Consider the following 19,721-nt stretch of genomic DNA (forward strand, 5'->3'; position numbering starts at 1 on the left):
GTTTTTTGTCATTACGTTTACTTCTTTCCGCCATACTGCGCAAACCACGCCAGCATTCTCTGCCAGCCGTCTTTCGCGGATTCTTCGTGATAGCTCGGACGGTAATCCGCATTAAACGCATGTCCCGCATCCGGGTAGACGACAATCTCCGCTTTGGCGTTGGCGGCACGGAGCGCATGACGCATGGTTTCCACTGAATCAACGGGAATGCTGGGGTCTTGCCCGCCGTATAGTCCCAGAACTGGGGCGTTCAGATCCGTCGTAATATCCACGGGTTGTTTCGGGGAGTTCAGCGTTTTGTCGCCCACCAGTTTGCCGTACCACGCCACCGCAGCCTTTAACTGTGGATTATGCGCAGCATACAGCCAGGTAATACGTCCACCCCAACAGAAACCGGTAATCATCAGACGATGGACATCACCGCCGTTGCGGGAAGCCCAACTGGCGACATGGTCCAGGTCCGCCAGCACTTGCGAATCAGGAACTTTGGCCACCAGGCCGCTCAGTAAGGTGGGAATATCGGCAAAATCGTTGGGATCGCCTTCGCGGAAATAGAGCTCTGGTGCGATAGCCAGAAACCCTTCCAGCGCCAGGCGGCGGCAAACGTCGCGAATATGTTCATGCATGCCAAAAATTTCTTGTACCACGATGACAATCGGCAGCGCGCCCTCACTGTTTTTGGGGCGAGCGTGATATGCCGGCATATCATCTCCCTGAGAGGGAATCGACGTTAGTCCAGCGATGATGGCGTCATCCGTCGTATGAACAATAGTAGAGGCAAGAGGTGAAGCTGCAGGTGCAAAACCCGGTTGTTGTGTCTTCGTCATGGTATTCTCCGTACCCTTAAGAAAATTAGCGCAATGTTAAATATAGACAGCATGCAACAAATCACATTGCCTGAAACGGTCTATCTTTTGTGCAACGGTGAGTGATATCGATAGGTTTGTGTGATGTGGATCGCTATTTTATGGAAATTCAATGCAATTTATTTACATCATGGTGATAGGTGTCACGAAAATGTTTTGAGTCCTTCGGTAGAGTGTCTTTTTGCTGCTTCTGACAAAACCAATTCACAGAGGAGTTGTATATGTCCAAGTCTGATGTTTTTCATCTCGGCCTCACTAAAAACGATTTACAAGGGGCTACGCTTGCCATCGTCCCTGGCGATCCGGAGCGTGTGGAAAAGATCGCTGCGCTGATGGATAAGCCGGTTAAGCTGGCATCCCATCGCGAGTTCACTACGTGGCGTGCTGAACTGGATGGCAAAGCAGTGATTGTTTGCTCTACCGGTATTGGCGGCCCGTCTACCTCTATCGCTGTGGAAGAACTGGCACAGTTGGGCATTCGTACTTTCCTGCGTATCGGCACTACCGGCGCGATTCAACCGCACATTAACGTTGGCGACGTACTGGTCACCACCGCTTCTGTTCGTCTGGATGGTGCGAGCCTGCATTTTGCGCCGATGGAGTTCCCGGCCGTGGCAGATTTTGCCTGTACCACCGCGCTGGTTGAAGCGGCGAAATCCATTGGTGCGACGACGCATATTGGTGTTACGGCGTCTTCTGACACCTTCTATCCAGGCCAGGAACGTTACGATACCTTCTCGGGTCGCGTAGTCCGCAACTTCAAAGGCTCCATGGAAGAGTGGCAGTCAATGGGTGTTATGAACTATGAAATGGAATCCGCAACGCTGCTGACCATGTGTGCAAGCCAGGGTCTGCGTGCCGGTATGGTGGCGGGCGTTATCGTCAACCGCACCCAGCAAGAGATTCCCAATGCAGAAACGATGAAGCAAACGGAAAGCCACGCAGTGAAAATTGTGGTGGAAGCGGCGCGTCGTCTGCTGTAATTCCCTCTTCTCTTGTAAAAGGCCGACGCGTTCGGCCTTTTTATTTTGCGTAGCCCCTCGCAGGAAATTCCTTTTAAACTGGACGTTTATACAGCACAATTCTATTTTGTGCGGGTAAAGTCTGTACCATCAGGCTTACGTCGTTTATGCAGGAGGCGTTGTGGATATCTCAATCATTGTTTATGCGGTTATCGCATTGGTGGGCATTGCGATTGGCTGGTTGATGGCCAGCTACCAGCATGCGCAACAGAAAGCCGAACAATTTGCCGAGCGCGAAGAGCTGGTCGCGGATTTAAGCGCGACAAAACAGCAGCTTGCTCAGAGCGATCACTGGCGCGATGAATGCGAGCTTCTCAACAATGAGTTACGCAGTCTGCGTAGCATTAATACCTCTCTGGAAGCTGACCTGCGTGAAGTCACCACCCGCATGGAAGCAACACAGCAGCATGCAGAAGACAAAATCCGCCAGATGATCAATAGCGAACAGCGTCTGAGCGAGCAGTTTGAAAACCTGGCAAACCGGATATTTGAGCAAAGTAACCGTCGAGTCGATGAGCAAAATCGCCAGAGCCTCAATGGATTGCTGACGCCACTGCGTGAACAGTTAGATGGTTTTCGACGTCAGGTGCAGGACAGCTTTGGTCAGGAAGCGCGGGAGCGTCACACTCTGGCGCACGAAATTCGCAATCTCCAACAGTTGAATGCACAGATGGCGCAGGAAGCGGTCAACCTGACGCGTGCGCTCAAAGGTGACAACAAAACCCAGGGTAACTGGGGAGAAGTGGTGTTGACGCGCGTGCTGGAGGCATCGGGTCTGCGTGAAGGTTATGAATACGAAACGCAGGTGAGCATTGAGAACGATGCCCGTTCCCGGATGCAACCGGATGTGATTGTGCGTCTGCCGCAGGGCAAAGACGTCGTGATTGACGCCAAAATGACGCTGGTTGCTTACGAGCGCTATTTTAACGCACAGGATGATTACACCCGCGAAAGTGCGATGCAGGAACACATTGCATCGGTACGCAATCATATCCGTTTGCTGGGGCGTAAGGATTATCAACAGTTGCCAGGGCTGCGCTCGCTGGACTATGTCCTGATGTTTATCCCTGTCGAACCCGCTTTTCTGCTGGCGTTGGACAAACAGCCCGAACTGATTACCGAGGCGCTTAAAAATAATATTATGCTGGTAAGCCCAACGACCCTGTTGGTGGCGCTACGCACAATCGCCAACTTGTGGCGCTATGAACATCAAAGCCGTAATGCCCAGCAAATTGCCGATCGGGCCAGCAAGCTCTATGACAAAATGCGGCTGTTTGTCGATGATATGTCGTCTATTGGTCAGAGTCTGGATAAGGCGCAGGACAACTATCGGCAGGCGATGAAAAAACTCTCCTCGGGCCGTGGAAACGTACTGGCCCAGGCGGAAGCTTTTCGCGGGTTAGGGGTGGAAATTAAACGTGAAATCAATCCGGATTTGGTTGAGCAAGCCACGACGCAGGATGAAGAGTACCGTTTACGCTCTGTTCCTGAGCAGGCACAGGACGCCGCTTACCCTGATGATGAGGGTGCAAAGCAGCAATCACGCTAGCCCATTCGGGGTAGTTGAACCCAGTAGAAGGGTAGGGCAAATTGCCCCAATCTGTTACACTTCTCGAACATTTTATTGATGAGCAGGCACTGAGATGGTGGAAGATTCACAAGAAACGACGCACTTTGGCTTTCAGACCGTCGCTAAAGAGCAGAAAGCTGACATGGTGGCCCACGTTTTTCATTCTGTGGCGTCAAAATACGACGTCATGAATGACTTAATGTCATTTGGCATTCATCGTTTGTGGAAGCGCTTCACCATTGATTGTAGCGGCGTTCGACGTGGGCAGACCGTTCTGGATCTGGCGGGCGGTACGGGCGACCTGACCGCGAAGTTTTCACGTATGGTGGGTGAGACAGGTAAAGTTATCCTGGCGGATATTAACGACTCAATGCTCAAAATGGGGCGTGAGAAGCTGCGTAATATCGGCGTCATTGGTAACGTTGAGTACGTACAGGCGAATGCGGAAGCATTGCCATTCCCGGACAATACCTTTGACTGCATTACCATTTCGTTCGGGCTACGTAACGTAACGGATAAAGATAAAGCATTGCGTTCGATGTATCGCGTATTGAAGCCGGGCGGTCGTTTGTTGGTGCTGGAGTTCTCCAAACCCATCATTGAACCGCTGAGCAAAGCCTATGATGCGTATTCATTCCACATCCTGCCGCGAATTGGTTCGATGGTCGCGAGTGATGCGGAAAGTTACCGTTATCTTGCTGAGTCCATCCGTATGCATCCCGATCAGGACACCCTAAAAGTGATGATGCAGGACGCCGGATTTGAAAGCGTCGACTATTACAACCTGACGGCCGGTGTTGTTGCTCTGCATCGTGGTTACAAGTTCTGACAGGAGATCGGGGATGCCTTTTAAACCCTTAGTGACCGCAGGAATCGAAAGTTTGCTCAACACCTTTCTGTACCGTTCGACTGCATTAAAGTCGGCGCGAGCGCGCTTGCAAAGCAAGGTACTGCGTGTAGAGCTGAACGGATTTTCGACGCCATTAATATTGGTGTTCAGTGAACGCCAGGTCGATGTACTGGGGGCATGGGAAGGTGAGGCCGATTGTACGGTGATAACGCATGCCAGCGTATTGCCAAAATTACGCGACCGGCAGCAACTGGCTACGCTTATTCGCAGTGGTGAACTTGAAGTCCAGGGCGATATTCAGGTGGTGCAGAATTTTGTTGCGCTGGCCGATCTGGCTGAGTTAGACCCTGCGGAACTGCTGGCTCCCTACACCGGCGACATCGCTGCGGAAGGGATCAGTAAAGCGTTGCGCGGTGGGGCGAAATTTCTGTGTCACGGGGTTCAACGCCAGCAACGCTATGTCGCTGAAGCGATCACTGAAGAGTGGCGCCTGGCGCCTGGCGCGCTTGAAGTTGCCTGGTTTGCGGAAGAAACTGCCGCCGTGGAGCGTGCAGTCGACGCGCTGGCTAAACGGCTGGAAAAACTGGAGGCCAAATGACGCCAGGTGAAGTACGGCGCCTTTATTTCATCGTTCGCACCTTTTTAAGTTACGGCCTTGATGAACTCATCCCCAAAATGCGTATTACGCTGCCGCTTCGGTTATGGCGTTACACATTGTTCTGGATGCCGAATAAGCACGAAGACAAACCGCTGGGAGAGCGACTAAGACTGGCTTTGCAGGAATTAGGGCCAGTGTGGATCAAGTTTGGTCAAATGCTCTCCACTCGCCGTGATCTTTTCCCTCCTCATATCGCCGATCAGCTTGCGTTACTGCAGGACCGGGTTGCCCCGTTTGATGGAAATCTTGCCAAAGCACAAATTGAGGAAGCGATGGGAGGATTGCCTGTCGATGCCTGGTTTGATGATTTTGATATACAGCCATTGGCCTCTGCGTCGGTTGCTCAGGTGCATACCGCTCGGCTGAAATCGAATGGCAAAGAGGTGGTGATTAAAGTGATCCGCCCGGACATTCTGCCGGTTATCAAAGCGGACATGAAGCTTATCTACCGACTTGCTCGCTGGGTACCTCGCTTATTGCCGGATGGCCGCCGTCTGCGTCCGACCGAAGTGGTGCGCGAGTATGAAAAAACGCTGATTGATGAACTTAATTTGTTGCGTGAATCTGCCAACGCCATCCAACTGCGTCGTAATTTTGAAGGCAGTCCGATGCTTTACATCCCGGAAGTCTATTCCGATTACTGTAGCCAAAATATGATGGTTATGGAGCGGATTTACGGCATTCCTGTCTCGGATGTGGTGACGCTGGAGAAGAACGGTACCAACATGAAGCTTCTGGCTGAACGTGGGGTGCAGGTCTTTTTTACCCAGGTTTTTCGCGACAGTTTTTTCCATGCGGACATGCATCCGGGGAATATTTTTGTTAGCTATGAGCATCCTGAAAATCCCAAATACATTGGTATTGATTGTGGGATCGTCGGCTCGCTAAATAAAGAAGATAAGCGCTACCTGGCGGAGAACTTTATCGCGTTCTTTAATCGTGATTATCGTAAAGTCGCGGAACTGCATGTGGACTCCGGTTGGGTTCCACCAGACACCAATGTCGAAGAGTTTGAGTTTGCCATTCGTACTGTCTGCGAGCCGATTTTTGAAAAACCGCTGGCGGAAATCTCCTTTGGCCATGTGTTGTTGAATCTATTTAATACAGCACGTCGGTTTAATATGGAAGTTCAGCCCCAGTTGGTATTGCTGCAGAAGACCTTGCTGTATGTTGAAGGTGTTGGGCGGCAGCTTTATCCGCAACTCGATCTGTGGAAAACCGCCAAGCCATTCCTCGAATCCTGGATTAAAGATCAGGTCGGTATTCCTGCACTGGTGAAGGCATTTAAGGAAAAAGCCCCGTTCTGGGTCGAAAAAATGCCAGAATTACCTGAACTGGTGTATGACAGTTTGCGCCAGGGCAAATATTTACAACACAGTGTTGATAAGATTGCGCGCGAGCTTCAGGCGAATCATGTACGCCAGGGACAATCACGTTATTTACTGGGGATTGGTGCCACCTTATTGTTAAGTGGGACATTCCTGCTCATCAACCGTCCTGAATGGGGGTTGATGCCAGGCTGGTTAATGGCGGGTGGTCTGGTTGCCTGGATTATCGGCTGGCGTAAAACGCGCTGATTTTTTCATCGCTCAAGGCAGGTCGTGTAACGTATAATGCGACCTTAATAATTCATCATCTATCACAGAGGAACATGTATGGGTGGTATCAGTATTTGGCAGTTGTTGATCATTGCCGTCATCGTTGTACTGCTATTTGGCACCAAAAAGCTCGGCTCCATCGGTTCCGATCTCGGCGCGTCAATTAAGGGTTTCAAAAAAGCCATGGGCGATGATGATACGAAGCAGGATAAAACCAGTCAGGACGCTGATTTTACTGCTAAATCTATCGCTGATAAGCAAAGCGAGCCTAAAAAAGAAGACGCCAAGAGCCACGATAAAGAGCAGGTATAATTCGTGTTTGATATCGGTTTTAGCGAACTGCTATTGGTGTTTGTCATTGGCCTCATCGTTCTGGGGCCTCAACGCTTACCTATAGCGGTAAAAACGGTAGCGGGCTGGGTTCGCGCATTGCGATCCCTTGCAACCACAGTTCAGAACGAACTGACCCAGGAGCTTAAGCTCCAGGAGTTTCAGGACAGCCTGAAGAAGGTTGAAAAGGCGAGCCTGGATACCTTGACCCCTGAACTGAAGGCATCAATGGATGAACTTCGTCAGGCTGCGGAGTCAATGAAGCGTTCCTACAGTGCTAACGATCCTGAAAAGTCGAGTGACGAAGTACACACCATCCACAATCCGGTGGTGAAAGGAAACGAAGCGCAGCACGAGGGCGTCACCCCTGCCACCGCTGAAACACAGGCCAGTTCACCGGAACAGAAACCGGAAACGGCTGCTGCAACGCCTGCGCCGACGGAGACCGTTTCCGCAAATGTGACGGACGTAGAAAAGAAATCCGCCGCGCCTGTTCTCGAATCCTCCCCTTCGCCGAGTGATAAACCGTAAACATGGCTGTAGATGATACTCAACCCCTTATTACGCATCTGATTGAGCTGCGTAAGCGCCTTTTGAACTGCATTATTGCGGTTATCCTGATTTTTCTGGCGTTGGTTTACTTTGCCAACGACATTTATCATCTGGTTGCTGCGCCGCTGATCAAACAGTTGCCTCAGGGGGCGACGATGATCGCCACAGATGTGGCCTCGCCGTTTTTCACCCCGATCAAACTCACCTTCATGGTGTCGTTGATTTTGTCAGCGCCAGTGATCCTGTATCAGGTGTGGGCGTTTATTGCTCCTGCACTGTATAAGCACGAACGCCGTCTTGTCATGCCGCTGCTGGTATCCAGTTCACTGCTGTTCTACATCGGTATGGCGTTCGCCTACTTTGTGGTCTTCCCGCTGGCGTTTGGTTTTCTGGCTAACACCGCACCGCAAGGCGTACAGGTTTCTACTGATATCGCCAGTTATCTCAGCTTTGTGATGGCGCTGTTTATGGCATTTGGCATCTCCTTTGAGGTTCCGGTCGCCATTGTGCTGCTTTGCTGGATGGGGGTAACGACCCCCGACGATTTACGCAAGAAGCGCCCTTATGTGTTAGTCGGCGCGTTCGTGGTGGGGATGTTGCTGACCCCGCCTGATGTCTTCTCGCAAACACTGTTAGCGATACCGATGTATTGCTTGTTTGAAGTTGGCGTCTTCTTCTCTCGTTTCTATGTGGGTAAACGACAAACGCGAGATGAAGATAACGAGGCTGAGAACGAGAAAGCTGAAAACGCTGAGAAAGCAGAGAAACCCGAAGAATAAACACAACCGCCCGTCAGGGCGGTTGTCGTATTGGAGACAGCATGTTTGACATCGGGGTAAATTTAACCAGCTCGCAGTTTGCGAAAGACAGAGACGAGGTCGTGTCGCGTAGCTTTGCTGCAGGTGTGGACGGCATGCTTCTGACAGGGACCAATCTGCACGAAAGCCAGCAGGCGCAAGCGCTGGCGCGGCAATATACGCGTTGCTGGTCGACGGCTGGCGTTCATCCGCATGATAGTAGCCACTGGCAAGCATCAACCGAAGAGGCGATAGTCGCGCTGGCAGGTCTGCCAGAAGTCGTGGCAATTGGCGAATGCGGTCTGGATTTCAATCGCAATTTCTCCACGCCGCAAGAGCAGGAGCGGGCTTTTCTGGCGCAGTTGCATATTGCCGCAGAATTACAGATGCCTGTTTTCATGCACTGTCGCGATGCGCATACTCGTTTTTTGACGTTACTGGAACCCTGGCTGGATAAACTCCCTGGTGCTGTGTTGCACTGTTTTACTGGTTCTCGTCAGGAGATGCAGGAGTGTGTGGACAGAGGGCTTTATATCGGCATCACGGGGTGGGTTTGCGATGAACGCAGAGGGCTTGAGCTGCGCGAGTTGTTACCTTTTATTCCGGCAGAAAAACTGCTGATTGAGACGGACGCGCCGTATCTTCTGCCCCGGGACATCTCCCCAAAGCCAGCATCAAGACGTAATGAACCCGTCTGGTTGCCGCATATTCTTGAGCGTATCGCGACGTGGCGTGGGGACGACCCGCAACACCTGGCAGCAATAACAGATGATAACGTCAGAGCGCTGTTTGGGATCGCGTTTTAAATCTTACGAAATCCGGTATTTTTCACGCTCTGCTTTACCTCTTTATTCAACAGGTTAAGCAGAAGCATTGACCGTGCTTCGCCATCGGGTTCGGTAAAGATAGCCCTCAGCCCCTCGAATGCCCCTTCTGTGATGAGCACGCTGTCGCCTGGATAAGGCGTTTCTGGGTCGACAATATCGTGAGGTTTGCAGATAGAGAGCTGATGAATCACGCTGGAGGGGACTGTTGCGGGCTGTGCGCCAAACCGTACGAAATGACTGACGCCGCGCGTGGCGTTGACCGTCGTGGTATGAATCACTTCCGGATCAAACTCGACGAACAGATAATTAGGGAAAAGAGGTTCACTGACTGTGGTACGTTTACCGCGTACTATTTTTTCCAGGGTGATCATCGGCGTCAGGCAATTCACCGCCTGTCTTTCGAGGTGTTCCTGGGCACGCTGAAGTTGCCCGCGTTTGCAGTACAGTAAATACCAGGATTGCATAATGACTCTTATTTCCTTATTCAGGGCGCAAGCATAGCAAAAGCTATGCGCTAAGTTAATTATAATCCCCGGGTTTGCTTGCTTCGCCGAAGTTCACGCTAATTTAACAAAAATACAGCATCACGATGATGAACGCCGTATAATGAGGCGCTTACGAAGAGGCCATAATGGACGCCATGAAATATCACGATTTACGCGACTTCCTGACGCTGCTTGAACAGCGGGGCGAGCTCAAACGCATCTCGCTTGAGGTCGATCCTCATCTGGAAATCACCGAAATTGCTGACCGCACGTTGCGTGCCGGTGGGCCTGCCCTGTTGTTTGAAAATCCCAAAGGTTATTCAATGCCGGTGCTGTGTAACCTTTTTGGTACGCCGAAGCGTGTTGCTATGGGGATGGGGCAGGAGGATGTTTCTGCTCTGCGGGAAGTGGGTAAGCTATTGGCGTTTTTAAAAGAGCCGGAACCGCCGAAAGGGTTTCGCGATCTGTTTGATAAACTTCCGCAGTTCAAACAAGTCCTCAATATGCCAACAAAGCGTCTGCGCGGCGCGCCCTGCCAGCAGAAAGTGTTCTCTGGTTCAGAGGTGGATTTAAACCGCATTCCCATCATGACCTGTTGGCCGGAAGATGCTGCTCCGCTCATCACCTGGGGTCTTACGGTGACGCGTGGTCCGCACAAAGAGCGGCAGAATCTCGGTATCTATCGTCAGCAATTGATTGGTAAGAACAAACTGATCATGCGTTGGCTGTCTCATCGCGGCGGCGCGTTAGATTTTCAGGAGTGGTGCGCTGCGCATCCGGGCGAACGTTTCCCCGTGGCGGTGGCGCTGGGCGCCGATCCGGCGACGATTCTCGGTGCGGTAACGCCGGTGCCTGATACCCTTTCGGAATATGCGTTTGCAGGTCTGTTACGTGGCACAAAGACAGAAGTCGTCAAATGTATTTCCAACGATCTTGAAGTCCCTGCCAGTGCGGAAATCGTGCTGGAAGGCTATATCGAGCCGGGTGAACTGGCGCCGGAAGGTCCTTATGGCGACCATACTGGCTACTACAACGAAGTGGATAGCTTCCCGGTCTTTACCGTGACGCACGTGACGCAGCGTGATGATGCTATCTATCATTCGACATACACCGGCCGGCCACCCGACGAACCCGCAGTGCTGGGTGTGGCGCTAAACGAAGTCTTCGTTCCCATTTTGCAAAAGCAGTTTCCGGAAATCGTCGATTTTTATCTGCCGCCGGAAGGCTGCTCTTATCGACTGGCCGTGGTGACAATTAAAAAACAGTACGCCGGTCATGCCAAGCGCGTCATGATGGGGGTGTGGTCATTTTTACGCCAGTTTATGTACACCAAATTTGTTATCGTCTGCGATGATGATGTCAACGCACGCGACTGGAATGATGTCATTTGGGCGATCACTACCCGTATGGACCCGGCCCGGGACACCGTGCTGGTAGAAAATACGCCAATTGATTATCTGGATTTTGCCTCGCCAATCTCTGGGCTTGGTTCAAAAATGGGGCTGGATGCCACCAACAAATGGCCTGGTGAAACCCAACGTGAGTGGGGGCGTCCCATTAAAAAAGATCCTGACGTTACCGCGCGTATCGATGCGATCTGGGATGAGCTGGCCATATTCAACAACGGTAAAGGCGCCTGAGGCGCGATCGTTTTGCCCTATAGACCCGACAGAGGGAGCGCATGACAACCTTAAGCTGTAAAGTGACCTCGGTAGAAGCTATCACCGATACCGTATATCGCGTACGTTTAGTGCCAGACGCGGCGTTTTCATTTCGCGCTGGTCAGTATTTGATGGTGGTGATGGACGAGCGGGACAAACGTCCGTTTTCTATGGCATCCACGCCGGATGAGCAAGGGTTTATTGAGTTGCACATTGGTGCCTCGGAACTCAATCTGTATGCCATGGCAGTGATGGACCGCATCCTGAAAGACAGCGAAATCGTGGTGGATATGCCGCACGGCGAAGCCTGGCTACGTGATGATGAAGAGCGTCCGCTGATCCTGATCGCCGGGGGAACCGGATTCTCTTACGTGCGTTCAATTCTGCTTACTGCGCTGGCGCGTAATCCACAACGCGATGTCACTATTTATTGGGGCGGTCGGGAAGAAAAGCATCTTTACGATCTCTCTGAGCTGGAAGCGCTTTCGATCAATCATCCCAATCTGCGTATTGAACCGGTGGTTGAGCAACCAGAAGCGGGGTGGCGTGGCCGTACGGGAACGGTATTAACTGCGGTCTTACAGGATCATGGTACGCTGGCCGGACATGATATCTACATCGCCGGACGTTTTGAGATGGCGAAAATCGCTCGCGACCTGTTCTGCAACGAACGCAGCGCGCGGGAAGACCGTCTATTTGGTGATGCCTTCGCCTTTATTTAAAGCAATAAAAAACCCGCCCCTGACAGGCGGGAAGAACGGCAACTAAACTTTCTTTCTTCGCCATTGGCACCAATGGCGTTGAGATAACACTGTTGTAGGCCGGGCAAGCGAAGCTCCCCCGGCATTTTGCCCGATTAAACCCGCTCAAACACCGTCGCGATACCCTGACCCAATCCGATACACATCGTCGCCAGACCAAACTGCACGTCTTTGCGTTCCATCAGGTTTATCAGGGTGGTGCTGATACGCGCGCCAGAACAACCGAGCGGATGACCCAGAGCGATCGCGCCGCCATTCAGGTTGATCTTCTCGTCGATCTGCTCCATCAGCCCCAGATCTTTAATGCACGGCAGGATCTGTGCGGCGAACGCTTCGTTCATCTCAAACAAACCGATATCACTGGTCGATAGCCCTGCTTTTTTCAGCGCCAGTTTTGAGGCTGGTACAGGACCATAGCCCATGATTGAAGGGTCACAACCCACGACGGCCATTGAGCGAATGCGCGCGCGCGGTTTCAGGCCCAGTTCACGTGCACGGCTTTCGCTCATCACCAGCATGGCGGCAGCGCCATCGGAGAGGGCCGAAGACGTGCCTGCGGTGACCGTACCGCTAACCGGATCAAACGCCGGTCGCAGCGTGGATAACGCTTCGACGGTGGTTTCCGGGCGGATCACTTCATCGTAGTTAAACTGCTTTAGCACGCCGTCGGCATCATGGCCGCTGGTTGGGATGATTTCGTTTTTAAAGGCGCCGAACTGCGTGGCCGCCCAGGCGCGGGCGTGTGAACGCGCAGCGAAAGCATCCTGCATTTCACGGCTGATACCGTGCATGCGGGAGAGCATTTCTGCCGTTAATCCCATCATACCCGCAGCTTTTGCCACATTGCGGCTTAAGCCGGGATGGAAATCGACGCCGTGACTCATTGGCACATGGCCCATGTGTTCCACACCGCCGATAAGACACGCCTGCGCATCGCCGGTCATGATCATGCGCGCGGCGTCATGGAGCGCCTGCATTGATGAACCACACAGACGGTTGACGGTGACCGCAGGGACAGAGTGCGGGACTTCTGCTAACAGCGCGGCGTTACGGGCAATGTTGAAGCCTTGTTCCAGCGTCTGCTGTACACAACCCCAATAAATATCGTCAAGGGCAGCGGGTTCCAGCGCGGGGTTACGCGCCAGCAGACTACGCATTAAGTGTGCGGAGAGATCTTCCGCCCGCACGTTACGAAACGCGCCACCTTTCGAACGGCCCATTGGGGTACGGATCGCATCAACAATTACAACCTGTTCCATTGTGACTCCTTAAGCCGTTTTCAGGTCGCCAACCGGACGGGCAGGCTCAACCGGGGGATAGTACGGTTCGTTATGACGCGCTTTGTTACGCAGACCTTCCGGCACTTCATACATCGGACCGAGATGCTGATACTGTTGCGCCATATCGAGATATTTTGCACTGCCGAGCGTGTCCAGCCAGCGGAATGCGCCGCCGTGGAACGGAGGGAAGCCCAGACCGTAAACCAGCGCCATATCGGCTTCTGCCGGACTGGCAATGATGCCTTCTTCCAGGCAACGCACCACTTCGTTGACCATCGGGATCATCATGCGGGCGATAATCTCTTCGTCGCTGAAATCACGCTTCGCTTTGCTGACGTCAGCCAGCAAGTTGTCCACGGTGGCGTCTTCTTCTTTCTTCGGCTTGCCTTTGCTGTCTTCTGTATAGCGCCAGAAGCCCAGGCCATTCTTCTGACCGAAACGGTTAGTTTCAAACAGCGCGTCGATCGCGTCGCGATAGTCTTTCTGCATACGCTGTGGGAAGCCTGCTGCCATCACCGCCTGCGCGTGGTGTGCGGTATCAATGCCCACGACATCCAGCAGGTACGCCGGGCCCATTGGCCAACCAAACTGTTTCTCCATCACTTTGTCGACTTTGCGGAAATCTGCGCCGTCACGCAGCAGCTGGCTGAAGCCTGCGAAATACGGGAACAGTACGCGGTTAACAAAGAAGCCAGGGCAGTCGTTCACCACAATCGGTGTCTTGCCCATCTTGCTGGCCCAGGCCACCACTTTGGCGATGGTTTCATCTGAACTTTTCTCGCCGCGAATGATCTCAACCAGCGGCATCCGGTGAACCGGGTTAAAGAAGTGCATGCCGCAGAAGTTTTCCGGACGCTTCAGGACGCTTGCCAGTTCGCTAATGGGAATCGTGGACGTATTCGACGCCAGTACGGTGTCCGGACGAACCTTATCTTCCGTCTCCGCCAGTACGGCTTTTTTCACTTTCGGGTTCTCAACGACCGCTTCCACCACCACGTCGACGCGCTCAAAACCGACATAGTCCAGCGTTGGATGAATGGTGGAAATCACGCCCGCCATTTTCAGACCGTCGATCTTACTGCGCTCAAGCTGTTTGTTCAGCAACTTGGCGGCTTCGGTCATACCGAGGGTGAGCGATTTGTCGCTGATATCTTTCATGATCACCGGTACGCCCTTCCAGGCGGACTGATAAGCGATACCCCCACCCATGATTCCGGCACCCAGTACGGCAGCCTGCTTCGGTGTTTCAATGTCTTTGGTGAGCGTCTTCGCTTTGGCCTTAACGAACTGATCGTTGAGGAATATGCCGACCAGTGCGCGGGCTTCTTTGGTGTGTGCCAGCGGGACAAAACTTTGGTTTTCCAGTTTTAATGCTTCTTCACGACCAAAACGGGCAGCGGCTTCAATGGTCTTCACCGCCGTGATCGGCGCCGGGTAATGTTTACCTGCGGTTTGCGCGACCATCCCTTTGGCGATGGTGAAACTCATTGCAGCTTCAATTTTGCTGAGTTTCAGCGGCTCGAGCTTCGGCTGACGTTTGGCTCTCCAGTCGAGGTCACCGTTGATCGCCTGATGTAGCACTGCCAGTGCGCCATCAATCAATTTCTCTGGCTTCACCACGCCATCGACCAGACCGATTTTCAGCGCCTGCTCGGCACCGACATCTTTACCAGCCGCGATGATCTCCAGCGCGCTGTCCGCGCCCAGCATACGGGGCATACGGACGGAACCGCCAAAGCCTGGCATGATCCCCAGTTTCGTTTCCGGCAGGCCGATACGCAGGTCCGGCGTCGCCAGGCGGTAATCGGTCGCCAGAACGCATTCGCAGCCGCCGCCCAGCGCATAGCCGTTGACAGCGGAAAGGGTGGGAACGGGTAAATCTTCCAGACGGTTAAAGACGCTGTTGGCAAAATGCAGCCACTGGCTTAACTGCTCTTCGGGAACGAGAAACAGTGAAAGGAATTCGGTGATATCTGCACCGACAATAAAGGCCGCTTTATTGGAACGCAGTAGCAACCCTTTTAAATCTGTTTGCTTTTCCAGCACATCAAGCGCCTGGCCGAGGCTGGCGACGGTTGCAGTGTCGAGTTTGTTGACCGAGCCTGGAGCATCGAACACCAGTTCGGCGATGCCATTTTCCAGCCAGTCGAGGTACAGGGTGTCGCCTTTGTAAAGCATGTCAGTCTCCTGAATCTGCAAGGTGATCTGGTCATACCAGATTAAGCGAGTGTGTATTTTGTGTTAATAAAATGCAAATGACTGATTAAAAAAATGACGATTCGATCACGCTCGGCAGAAATCACGCAGCCACAATGTGATGTGCTAAGATGCGGAGACTTGAGGTCAAAAACAGAAGGAAAAAAAATGGAATCACTGGCCGCACTCTATAAAAATCATATTGTTACCTTACAAGAACGGACTCGTGATGCACTGGCGCGTTTTAAGCTGGATGCGTTACTTATTCACTCCGGTGAGCTGGTCAACGTCTTCCTCGACGATCATCCGTATCCCTTCAAGGTCAATCCGCAGTTTAAAGCCTGGGTGCCGGTGACGCAGGTGCCCAATTGCTGGTTGCTGGTAGATGGCGTAAACAAGCCGAAACTGTGGTTCTATCTGCCGGTTGATTACTGGCACAACGTTGAACCGTTACCGACCTCTTTCTGGACCGAAGACGTTGAAATCATTGCGCTGCCAAAAGCCGACGGCATTGGTAGCCAATTGCCAGCCGCACGCGGCAATATCGGTTATATCGGTCCGGTTCCGGAGCGCGCGCTGCAACTGGATATTGCTGCCAGCAACATCAACCCGAAAGGGGTGATCGACTATCTGCATTATTACCGTTCCTATAAAACGGATTATGAACTGGCCTGCATGCGTGAAGCGCAGAAAATGGCGGTGAGCGGTCACCGTGCTGCAGAAGAAGCCTTCCGTTCCGGCATGAGCGAGTTTGACATCAACCTGGCTTATCTGACGGCGACCGGGCATCGAGACACAGATGTACCGTACAGCAACATTGTCGCGCTCAACGAACATGCGTCAGTCCTGCATTACACAAAGCTGGATCATCAGGCACCGTCTGAAATTCGCAGCTTCCTGTTAGATGCCGGCGCGGAGTACAACGGTTATGCGGCTGACCTGACCCGTACCTGGTCTGCCAACAGCGATAATGACTACGCTCAGCTGGTTAAAGATGTGAATGACGAACAGCTGGCGCTGATTGCTACGATGAAAGCAGGCGTCAGCTATGTGGATTATCACATTCAGTTCCATCAGCGCATCGCGAAACTGTTACGTAAGCATCAGCTTGTGACCGATATGAGCGAAGAGGCGATGGTGGAAAACAATCTTACCGGGCCGTTTATGCCACACGGTATTGGTCATCCGCTGGGTCTGCAGGTACATGATGTGGCCGGTTTTATGCAGGATGATACTGGAACGCATCTCGCTGCGCCGTCGAAATACCCTTATTTGCGTTGCACCCGTGTGCTCGAACCGGGAATGGTATTAACCATTGAGCCGGGGATTTATTTCATCGAGTCACTGTTGGCGCCGTGGCGCGAAGGTCAATTCAGCAAACACTTCAACTGGCAGAAAATCGAAGCGCTGAAACCTTTTGGCGGTATTCGTATTGAAGATAACGTGGTGATCCACGAAAACAACGTTGAAAACATGACGCGTGATTTGAAACTAGCGTAATGGACAGTTGGTTAATCCCTGCATCGCCGGTCACTGTTGTTGAAGAGATCAAAAAGAGCCGCTTTATTACGCTGCTGGCCCATACGGACGGCGTAGAAGCGGCGAAAGCGTTTGTGGAATCCGTCAGAGCGGAGCACCCGGCTGCTCGCCACCACTGTGTGGCGTGGGTGGCGGGTGCGCCGGACGACTCGCAGCAACTGGGTTTCTCGGATGACGGCGAACCGGCGGGCACGGCAGGGAAACCGATGCTCGCCCAATTAATGGGCAGTGGTATAGGTGAGATAACCGCCGTGGTGGTTCGCTACTATGGCGGTATTCTGCTGGGCACTGGTGGGCTGGTGAAGGCTTACGGCGGCGGAGTGAATCAGGCGCTGCGACAGTTAACCACGCAACGCAAGACGCCATTAACCGAATATACTTTGCAGTGTGAATATGGTCAGTTGACCGGGATTGAAGCATTGCTGGGACAGTTTTCCGGTAAGATCGTTACCAGCGATTATCAGGCATATGTTCTGTTACGGGTGGCGCTTCCTTATGCAAAAGTGGATGAATTTACAGCAAAACTGGCAGATTTTAGCCGTGGTTCATTGCAATTATTAGCGATTGAAGAATAATCCCCACCTCATTTTTAGAACAAAGGAAGCGGCAGAGATGCATTTTCGCGCCATTACCCGAATCGTTGGACTACTGGTCATCTTATTTTCGGGGACAATGATTCTCCCAGGGTTGGTTGCGTTGATCTACCGTGATGGGGCGGGTCGGGCATTTACCCAAACTTTCTTTGTTGCGTTGGCAATTGGTTCTTTACTGTGGTGGCCAAACCGCCGGGAGAAAGGCGAGCTGAAATCCCGCGAAGGGTTTCTCATCGTGGTTCTGTTCTGGACCGTACTGGGTAGCGTGGGTGCGCTACCGTTTATCTTCTCTGAGCAACCGAACCTCACAATTACTGATGCGTTTTTTGAATCCTTTTCCGGGTTGACGACAACCGGCGCGACCACGCTGGTGGGGCTTGATTCGCTGCCACATGCCATTCTTTTTTATCGTCAGATGCTGCAATGGTTTGGCGGTATGGGGATCATCGTCCTGGCGGTGGCCATTCTTCCTATCCTCGGCGTTGGGGGGATGCAGCTTTATCGGGCAGAAATGCCAGGGCCGTTGAAAGATAACAAAATGCGCCCGCGCATTGCCGAAACAGCAAAAACTCTGTGGCTGATTTATGTGTTACTGACTGTGGCGTGCGCGCTGGCGCTGTGGTTTGCGGGTATGCCCGCCTTTGATGCCATTGGGCACAGCTTTGCCACCATCGCCATTGGCGGTTTTTCAACGCATGATGCCAGCGTGGGGTATTTTGACAGCCCTGCTATCAATACCATTATTGCTATCTTCTTACTGATCTCCGGTTGTAACTACGGCCTGCACTTCTCTTTATTAAGCGGGCGCAGCCTGAAGGTTTACTGGCGTGACCCAGAGTTCCGGATGTTTATTGGCGTACAACTGACGCTGGTGGTCATCTGCACCCTGGTTTTATGGATCCACAATACCTACGCCTCGGCGCTAACGACCCTGAATCAGGCTTTTTTCCAGGTGGTGTCGATGGCGACAACCGCCGGGTTTACGACGGACAGCATTGCGCGCTGGCCGCTCTTTCTGCCTGTTCTCCTGTTGTGTTCTGCCTTTATCGGTGGTTGTGCGGGATCAACCGGTGGTGGCCTGAAGGTGATCCGCATTCTGTTGCTGTTTAAGCAGGGGAATCGCGAACTGAAGCGACTGGTCCACCCGAATGCGGTGTACAGCATAAAGTTGGGGAACCGTGCGCTGCCGGAACGTATCCTCGAAGCCGTCTGGGGTTTCTTCTCTGCTTATGCGTTGGTCTTTATCGTCAGCATGCTGGCTATTATTGCCACCGGTGTGGATGACTTCTCTGCGTTTGCTTCTGTTGTCGCAACGCTCAACAACCTGGGACCAGGACTGGGCGTCGTTGCCGACAACTTTGCCAGCATGAATCCGGTTGCGAAATGGATCCTGATCGCCAATATGTTGTTTGGTCGTCTGGAAGTCTTCACTTTGCTGGTGCTGTTTACCCCCACTTTCTGGCGTGAATAATGGAGTAACACGTGAAAACACTCATTCTCTTCTCTACCCGGGATGGACAAACGCGCGAGATTGCCTCGTATCTGGCCTCTGAATTAAAAGAGCTGGGGATCTGGGCGGATGTCGTTAATCTTCATCGTACTGAGGAGCCGGACTGGCAAAGTTATGATCGCGTCGTGATTGGGGCGTCTATTCGCTACGGTCATTATCATGCTGCTTTCCAGGAGTTCGTGAAGACACATTCTGCAAGATTGAACGCAATGCCGAGTGCGTTCTATTCGGTGAATCTTGTTGCGCGTAAGCCGGAAAAGCGGACGCCGCAGACAAATAGCTATGCACGCAAGTTTCTGATGAACTCGCCGTGGCGTCCCGATCGTTGCGCAGTGATTGCGGGGGCGCTTCGTTACCCTCGTTATCGCTGGTACGACCGCATTATGATTAAGCTCATTATGAAGATGTCAGGCGGTGAAACGGATACGAGTAAAGAAGTGGTATATACCGACTGGGAACAAGTGGCGATTTTTGCCCGTGAAATCGCGCAACTAACCAGCAATCCGTCGTCAAAGTAGTCGCAAAGAATAAAAAATAAGCACTTGGAAGATTATTTTAAATTTCCGCTTGTCAGCCTGAAATAACTCCCTATAATGCGCCTCCACTGACACGGAACAACGGCACGC

At 52.4% G+C, this 19,721-nt stretch carries 19 protein-coding genes; 15 read left to right on the forward strand and 4 right to left on the reverse strand.

Annotated features, from left to right (window positions below; translation table 11 throughout):
- Positions 1 to 17: 17 nt before the first annotated feature.
- Positions 18 to 827 carry a dienelactone hydrolase family protein gene (locus AC07NP_RS18895; RefSeq protein ID WP_494661390.1) on the reverse strand — a complete coding sequence of 270 codons (810 nt, stop codon included), beginning with the start codon at positions 825 to 827 and terminating at the stop codon, positions 18 to 20.
- Positions 828 to 1,087: 260 nt separating this feature from the next.
- On the opposite strand from AC07NP_RS18895, the gene udp reads away from it, so the two are divergent.
- The 9 genes from udp (at position 1,088) to tatD (ending at position 9,049) form a co-directional block, all read left to right on the forward strand.
- A complete protein-coding gene (gene udp / locus AC07NP_RS18900) occupies positions 1,088 to 1,849 on the forward strand; it encodes a uridine phosphorylase (protein ID WP_192613944.1) in 762 nt (253 codons plus the stop codon).
- Between the two features lie 160 nt (positions 1,850 to 2,009).
- Positions 2,010 to 3,437 carry a DNA recombination protein RmuC gene (gene rmuC, locus AC07NP_RS18905; protein ID WP_494661391.1) on the forward strand — a complete coding sequence of 476 codons (1,428 nt, stop codon included), beginning with the start codon at positions 2,010 to 2,012 and terminating at the stop codon, positions 3,435 to 3,437.
- 94 nt (positions 3,438 to 3,531) lie between these two features.
- On the forward strand, positions 3,532 to 4,287 hold the full coding sequence (gene ubiE / locus AC07NP_RS18910) for a bifunctional demethylmenaquinone methyltransferase/2-methoxy-6-polyprenyl-1,4-benzoquinol methylase UbiE (protein WP_276293353.1): 756 nt from the start codon (positions 3,532 to 3,534) through the stop codon (positions 4,285 to 4,287).
- Positions 4,288 to 4,300: 13 nt separating this feature from the next.
- On the forward strand, positions 4,301 to 4,906 hold the full coding sequence (gene ubiJ, locus AC07NP_RS18915) for a ubiquinone biosynthesis protein UbiJ (RefSeq protein ID WP_494661392.1): 606 nt from the start codon (positions 4,301 to 4,303) through the stop codon (positions 4,904 to 4,906).
- Positions 4,903 to 6,543 carry a ubiquinone biosynthesis regulatory protein kinase UbiB gene (ubiB, locus tag AC07NP_RS18920; protein WP_494661393.1) on the forward strand — a complete coding sequence of 547 codons (1,641 nt, stop codon included), beginning with the start codon at positions 4,903 to 4,905 and terminating at the stop codon, positions 6,541 to 6,543. The genes ubiJ and ubiB overlap by 4 nt, the downstream gene beginning before the upstream one ends.
- Before the next feature lie 78 nt (positions 6,544 to 6,621).
- Entirely contained in the window at positions 6,622 to 6,876 is a 255-nt protein-coding gene (gene tatA, locus AC07NP_RS18925) for a Sec-independent protein translocase subunit TatA (RefSeq protein ID WP_162380358.1), read from the forward strand.
- A 3-nt stretch (positions 6,877 to 6,879) separates the two neighbouring features.
- Entirely contained in the window at positions 6,880 to 7,425 is a 546-nt protein-coding gene (gene tatB / locus AC07NP_RS18930; protein ID WP_203359442.1) for a Sec-independent protein translocase protein TatB, read from the forward strand.
- A 2-nt stretch (positions 7,426 to 7,427) separates the two neighbouring features.
- A complete protein-coding gene (gene tatC, locus AC07NP_RS18935) occupies positions 7,428 to 8,225 on the forward strand; it encodes a Sec-independent protein translocase subunit TatC (protein WP_192613938.1) in 798 nt (265 codons plus the stop codon).
- Between the two features lie 41 nt (positions 8,226 to 8,266).
- Positions 8,267 to 9,049, forward strand: coding sequence for a 3'-5' ssDNA/RNA exonuclease TatD (tatD, locus tag AC07NP_RS18940; RefSeq protein ID WP_494661394.1), 783 nt, complete (start codon positions 8,267 to 8,269; stop codon positions 9,047 to 9,049).
- On the opposite strand, the gene rfaH is transcribed toward tatD, so the two are convergent.
- Positions 9,046 to 9,534 (reverse strand): transcription/translation regulatory transformer protein RfaH, encoded by a 489-nt coding sequence (gene rfaH, locus AC07NP_RS18945; RefSeq protein ID WP_494661395.1) that lies wholly within the window; start codon positions 9,532 to 9,534, stop codon positions 9,046 to 9,048. The genes tatD and rfaH overlap by 4 nt on opposite strands.
- Before the next feature lie 167 nt (positions 9,535 to 9,701).
- Here rfaH and ubiD point away from each other — a divergent pair, with 167 nt between their 5' ends.
- Positions 9,702 to 11,195: a 4-hydroxy-3-polyprenylbenzoate decarboxylase gene (gene ubiD, locus AC07NP_RS18950; protein WP_494661396.1), complete on the forward strand. Its 1,494-nt coding sequence runs from the start codon at positions 9,702 to 9,704 to the stop codon at positions 11,193 to 11,195.
- Between the two features lie 41 nt (positions 11,196 to 11,236).
- Positions 11,237 to 11,938, forward strand: a complete 702-nt coding sequence (fre, locus tag AC07NP_RS18955; protein WP_494661397.1) for an NAD(P)H-flavin reductase — start codon at positions 11,237 to 11,239, stop codon at positions 11,936 to 11,938.
- A gap of 134 nt (positions 11,939 to 12,072) precedes the next feature.
- Here the strand turns inward: fre and fadA are convergent, their stop codons facing one another.
- Both fadA and fadB read right to left on the reverse strand, forming a co-directional pair.
- Positions 12,073 to 13,236, reverse strand: a complete 1,164-nt coding sequence (gene fadA / locus AC07NP_RS18960; RefSeq protein WP_203359437.1) for an acetyl-CoA C-acyltransferase FadA — start codon at positions 13,234 to 13,236, stop codon at positions 12,073 to 12,075.
- A gap of 9 nt (positions 13,237 to 13,245) precedes the next feature.
- On the reverse strand, positions 13,246 to 15,435 hold the full coding sequence (gene fadB / locus AC07NP_RS18965; RefSeq protein ID WP_494661398.1) for a fatty acid oxidation complex subunit alpha FadB: 2,190 nt from the start codon (positions 15,433 to 15,435) through the stop codon (positions 13,246 to 13,248).
- Positions 15,436 to 15,621: 186 nt separating this feature from the next.
- Between fadB and pepQ the strand changes: the two genes are divergently transcribed.
- The 4 genes from pepQ to hemG are packed head-to-tail and all read left to right on the forward strand — an operon-like array spanning position 15,622 to position 19,613.
- Positions 15,622 to 16,953, forward strand: a complete 1,332-nt coding sequence (pepQ, locus tag AC07NP_RS18970; protein WP_494661399.1) for a Xaa-Pro dipeptidase — start codon at positions 15,622 to 15,624, stop codon at positions 16,951 to 16,953.
- Positions 16,953 to 17,567: an IMPACT family protein gene (locus AC07NP_RS18975; protein ID WP_494661400.1), complete on the forward strand. Its 615-nt coding sequence runs from the start codon at positions 16,953 to 16,955 to the stop codon at positions 17,565 to 17,567. The genes pepQ and AC07NP_RS18975 overlap by 1 nt, the downstream gene beginning before the upstream one ends.
- Positions 17,568 to 17,604: 37 nt before the next feature.
- The gene (gene trkH / locus AC07NP_RS18980) at positions 17,605 to 19,056 is read left to right on the forward strand and encodes a Trk system potassium transporter TrkH (RefSeq protein WP_203359433.1); all 1,452 of its coding nucleotides are present in this window, start codon (positions 17,605 to 17,607) and stop codon (positions 19,054 to 19,056) included.
- Positions 19,057 to 19,067: 11 nt separating this feature from the next.
- The gene (hemG, locus tag AC07NP_RS18985; RefSeq protein ID WP_192613929.1) at positions 19,068 to 19,613 is read left to right on the forward strand and encodes a menaquinone-dependent protoporphyrinogen IX dehydrogenase; all 546 of its coding nucleotides are present in this window, start codon (positions 19,068 to 19,070) and stop codon (positions 19,611 to 19,613) included.
- The last annotated feature ends 108 nt before the right edge of the window (positions 19,614 to 19,721 follow it).

The organism is Citrobacter sp. GW821-FHT07H02 (assembly GCF_059418505.1).

Bases quoted from the DNA above. Each gene is read 5' to 3' on its own strand.
- AC07NP_RS18895 (WP_494661390.1), bottom strand. From the start codon at position 827: ATGACGAAGACACAACAACCGGGTTTTGCACCTGCAGCTTCACCTCTT.
- udp (WP_192613944.1), top strand. From the start codon at position 1,088: ATGTCCAAGTCTGATGTTTTTCATCTCGGCCTCACTAAAAACGATTTA.
- ubiE (WP_276293353.1), top strand. From the start codon at position 3,532: ATGGTGGAAGATTCACAAGAAACGACGCACTTTGGCTTTCAGACCGTC.
- ubiJ (WP_494661392.1), top strand. From the start codon at position 4,301: ATGCCTTTTAAACCCTTAGTGACCGCAGGAATCGAAAGTTTGCTCAAC.
- ubiB (WP_494661393.1), top strand. From the start codon at position 4,903: ATGACGCCAGGTGAAGTACGGCGCCTTTATTTCATCGTTCGCACCTTT.
- tatA (WP_162380358.1), top strand. From the start codon at position 6,622: ATGGGTGGTATCAGTATTTGGCAGTTGTTGATCATTGCCGTCATCGTT.
- tatC (WP_192613938.1), top strand. From the start codon at position 7,428: ATGGCTGTAGATGATACTCAACCCCTTATTACGCATCTGATTGAGCTG.
- tatD (WP_494661394.1), top strand. From the start codon at position 8,267: ATGTTTGACATCGGGGTAAATTTAACCAGCTCGCAGTTTGCGAAAGAC.
- rfaH (WP_494661395.1), bottom strand. From the start codon at position 9,534: ATGCAATCCTGGTATTTACTGTACTGCAAACGCGGGCAACTTCAGCGT.
- ubiD (WP_494661396.1), top strand. From the start codon at position 9,702: ATGGACGCCATGAAATATCACGATTTACGCGACTTCCTGACGCTGCTT.
- fre (WP_494661397.1), top strand. From the start codon at position 11,237: ATGACAACCTTAAGCTGTAAAGTGACCTCGGTAGAAGCTATCACCGAT.
- fadA (WP_203359437.1), bottom strand. From the start codon at position 13,236: ATGGAACAGGTTGTAATTGTTGATGCGATCCGTACCCCAATGGGCCGT.
- fadB (WP_494661398.1), bottom strand. From the start codon at position 15,435: ATGCTTTACAAAGGCGACACCCTGTACCTCGACTGGCTGGAAAATGGC.
- pepQ (WP_494661399.1), top strand. From the start codon at position 15,622: ATGGAATCACTGGCCGCACTCTATAAAAATCATATTGTTACCTTACAA.
- AC07NP_RS18975 (WP_494661400.1), top strand. From the start codon at position 16,953: ATGGACAGTTGGTTAATCCCTGCATCGCCGGTCACTGTTGTTGAAGAG.
- trkH (WP_203359433.1), top strand. From the start codon at position 17,605: ATGCATTTTCGCGCCATTACCCGAATCGTTGGACTACTGGTCATCTTA.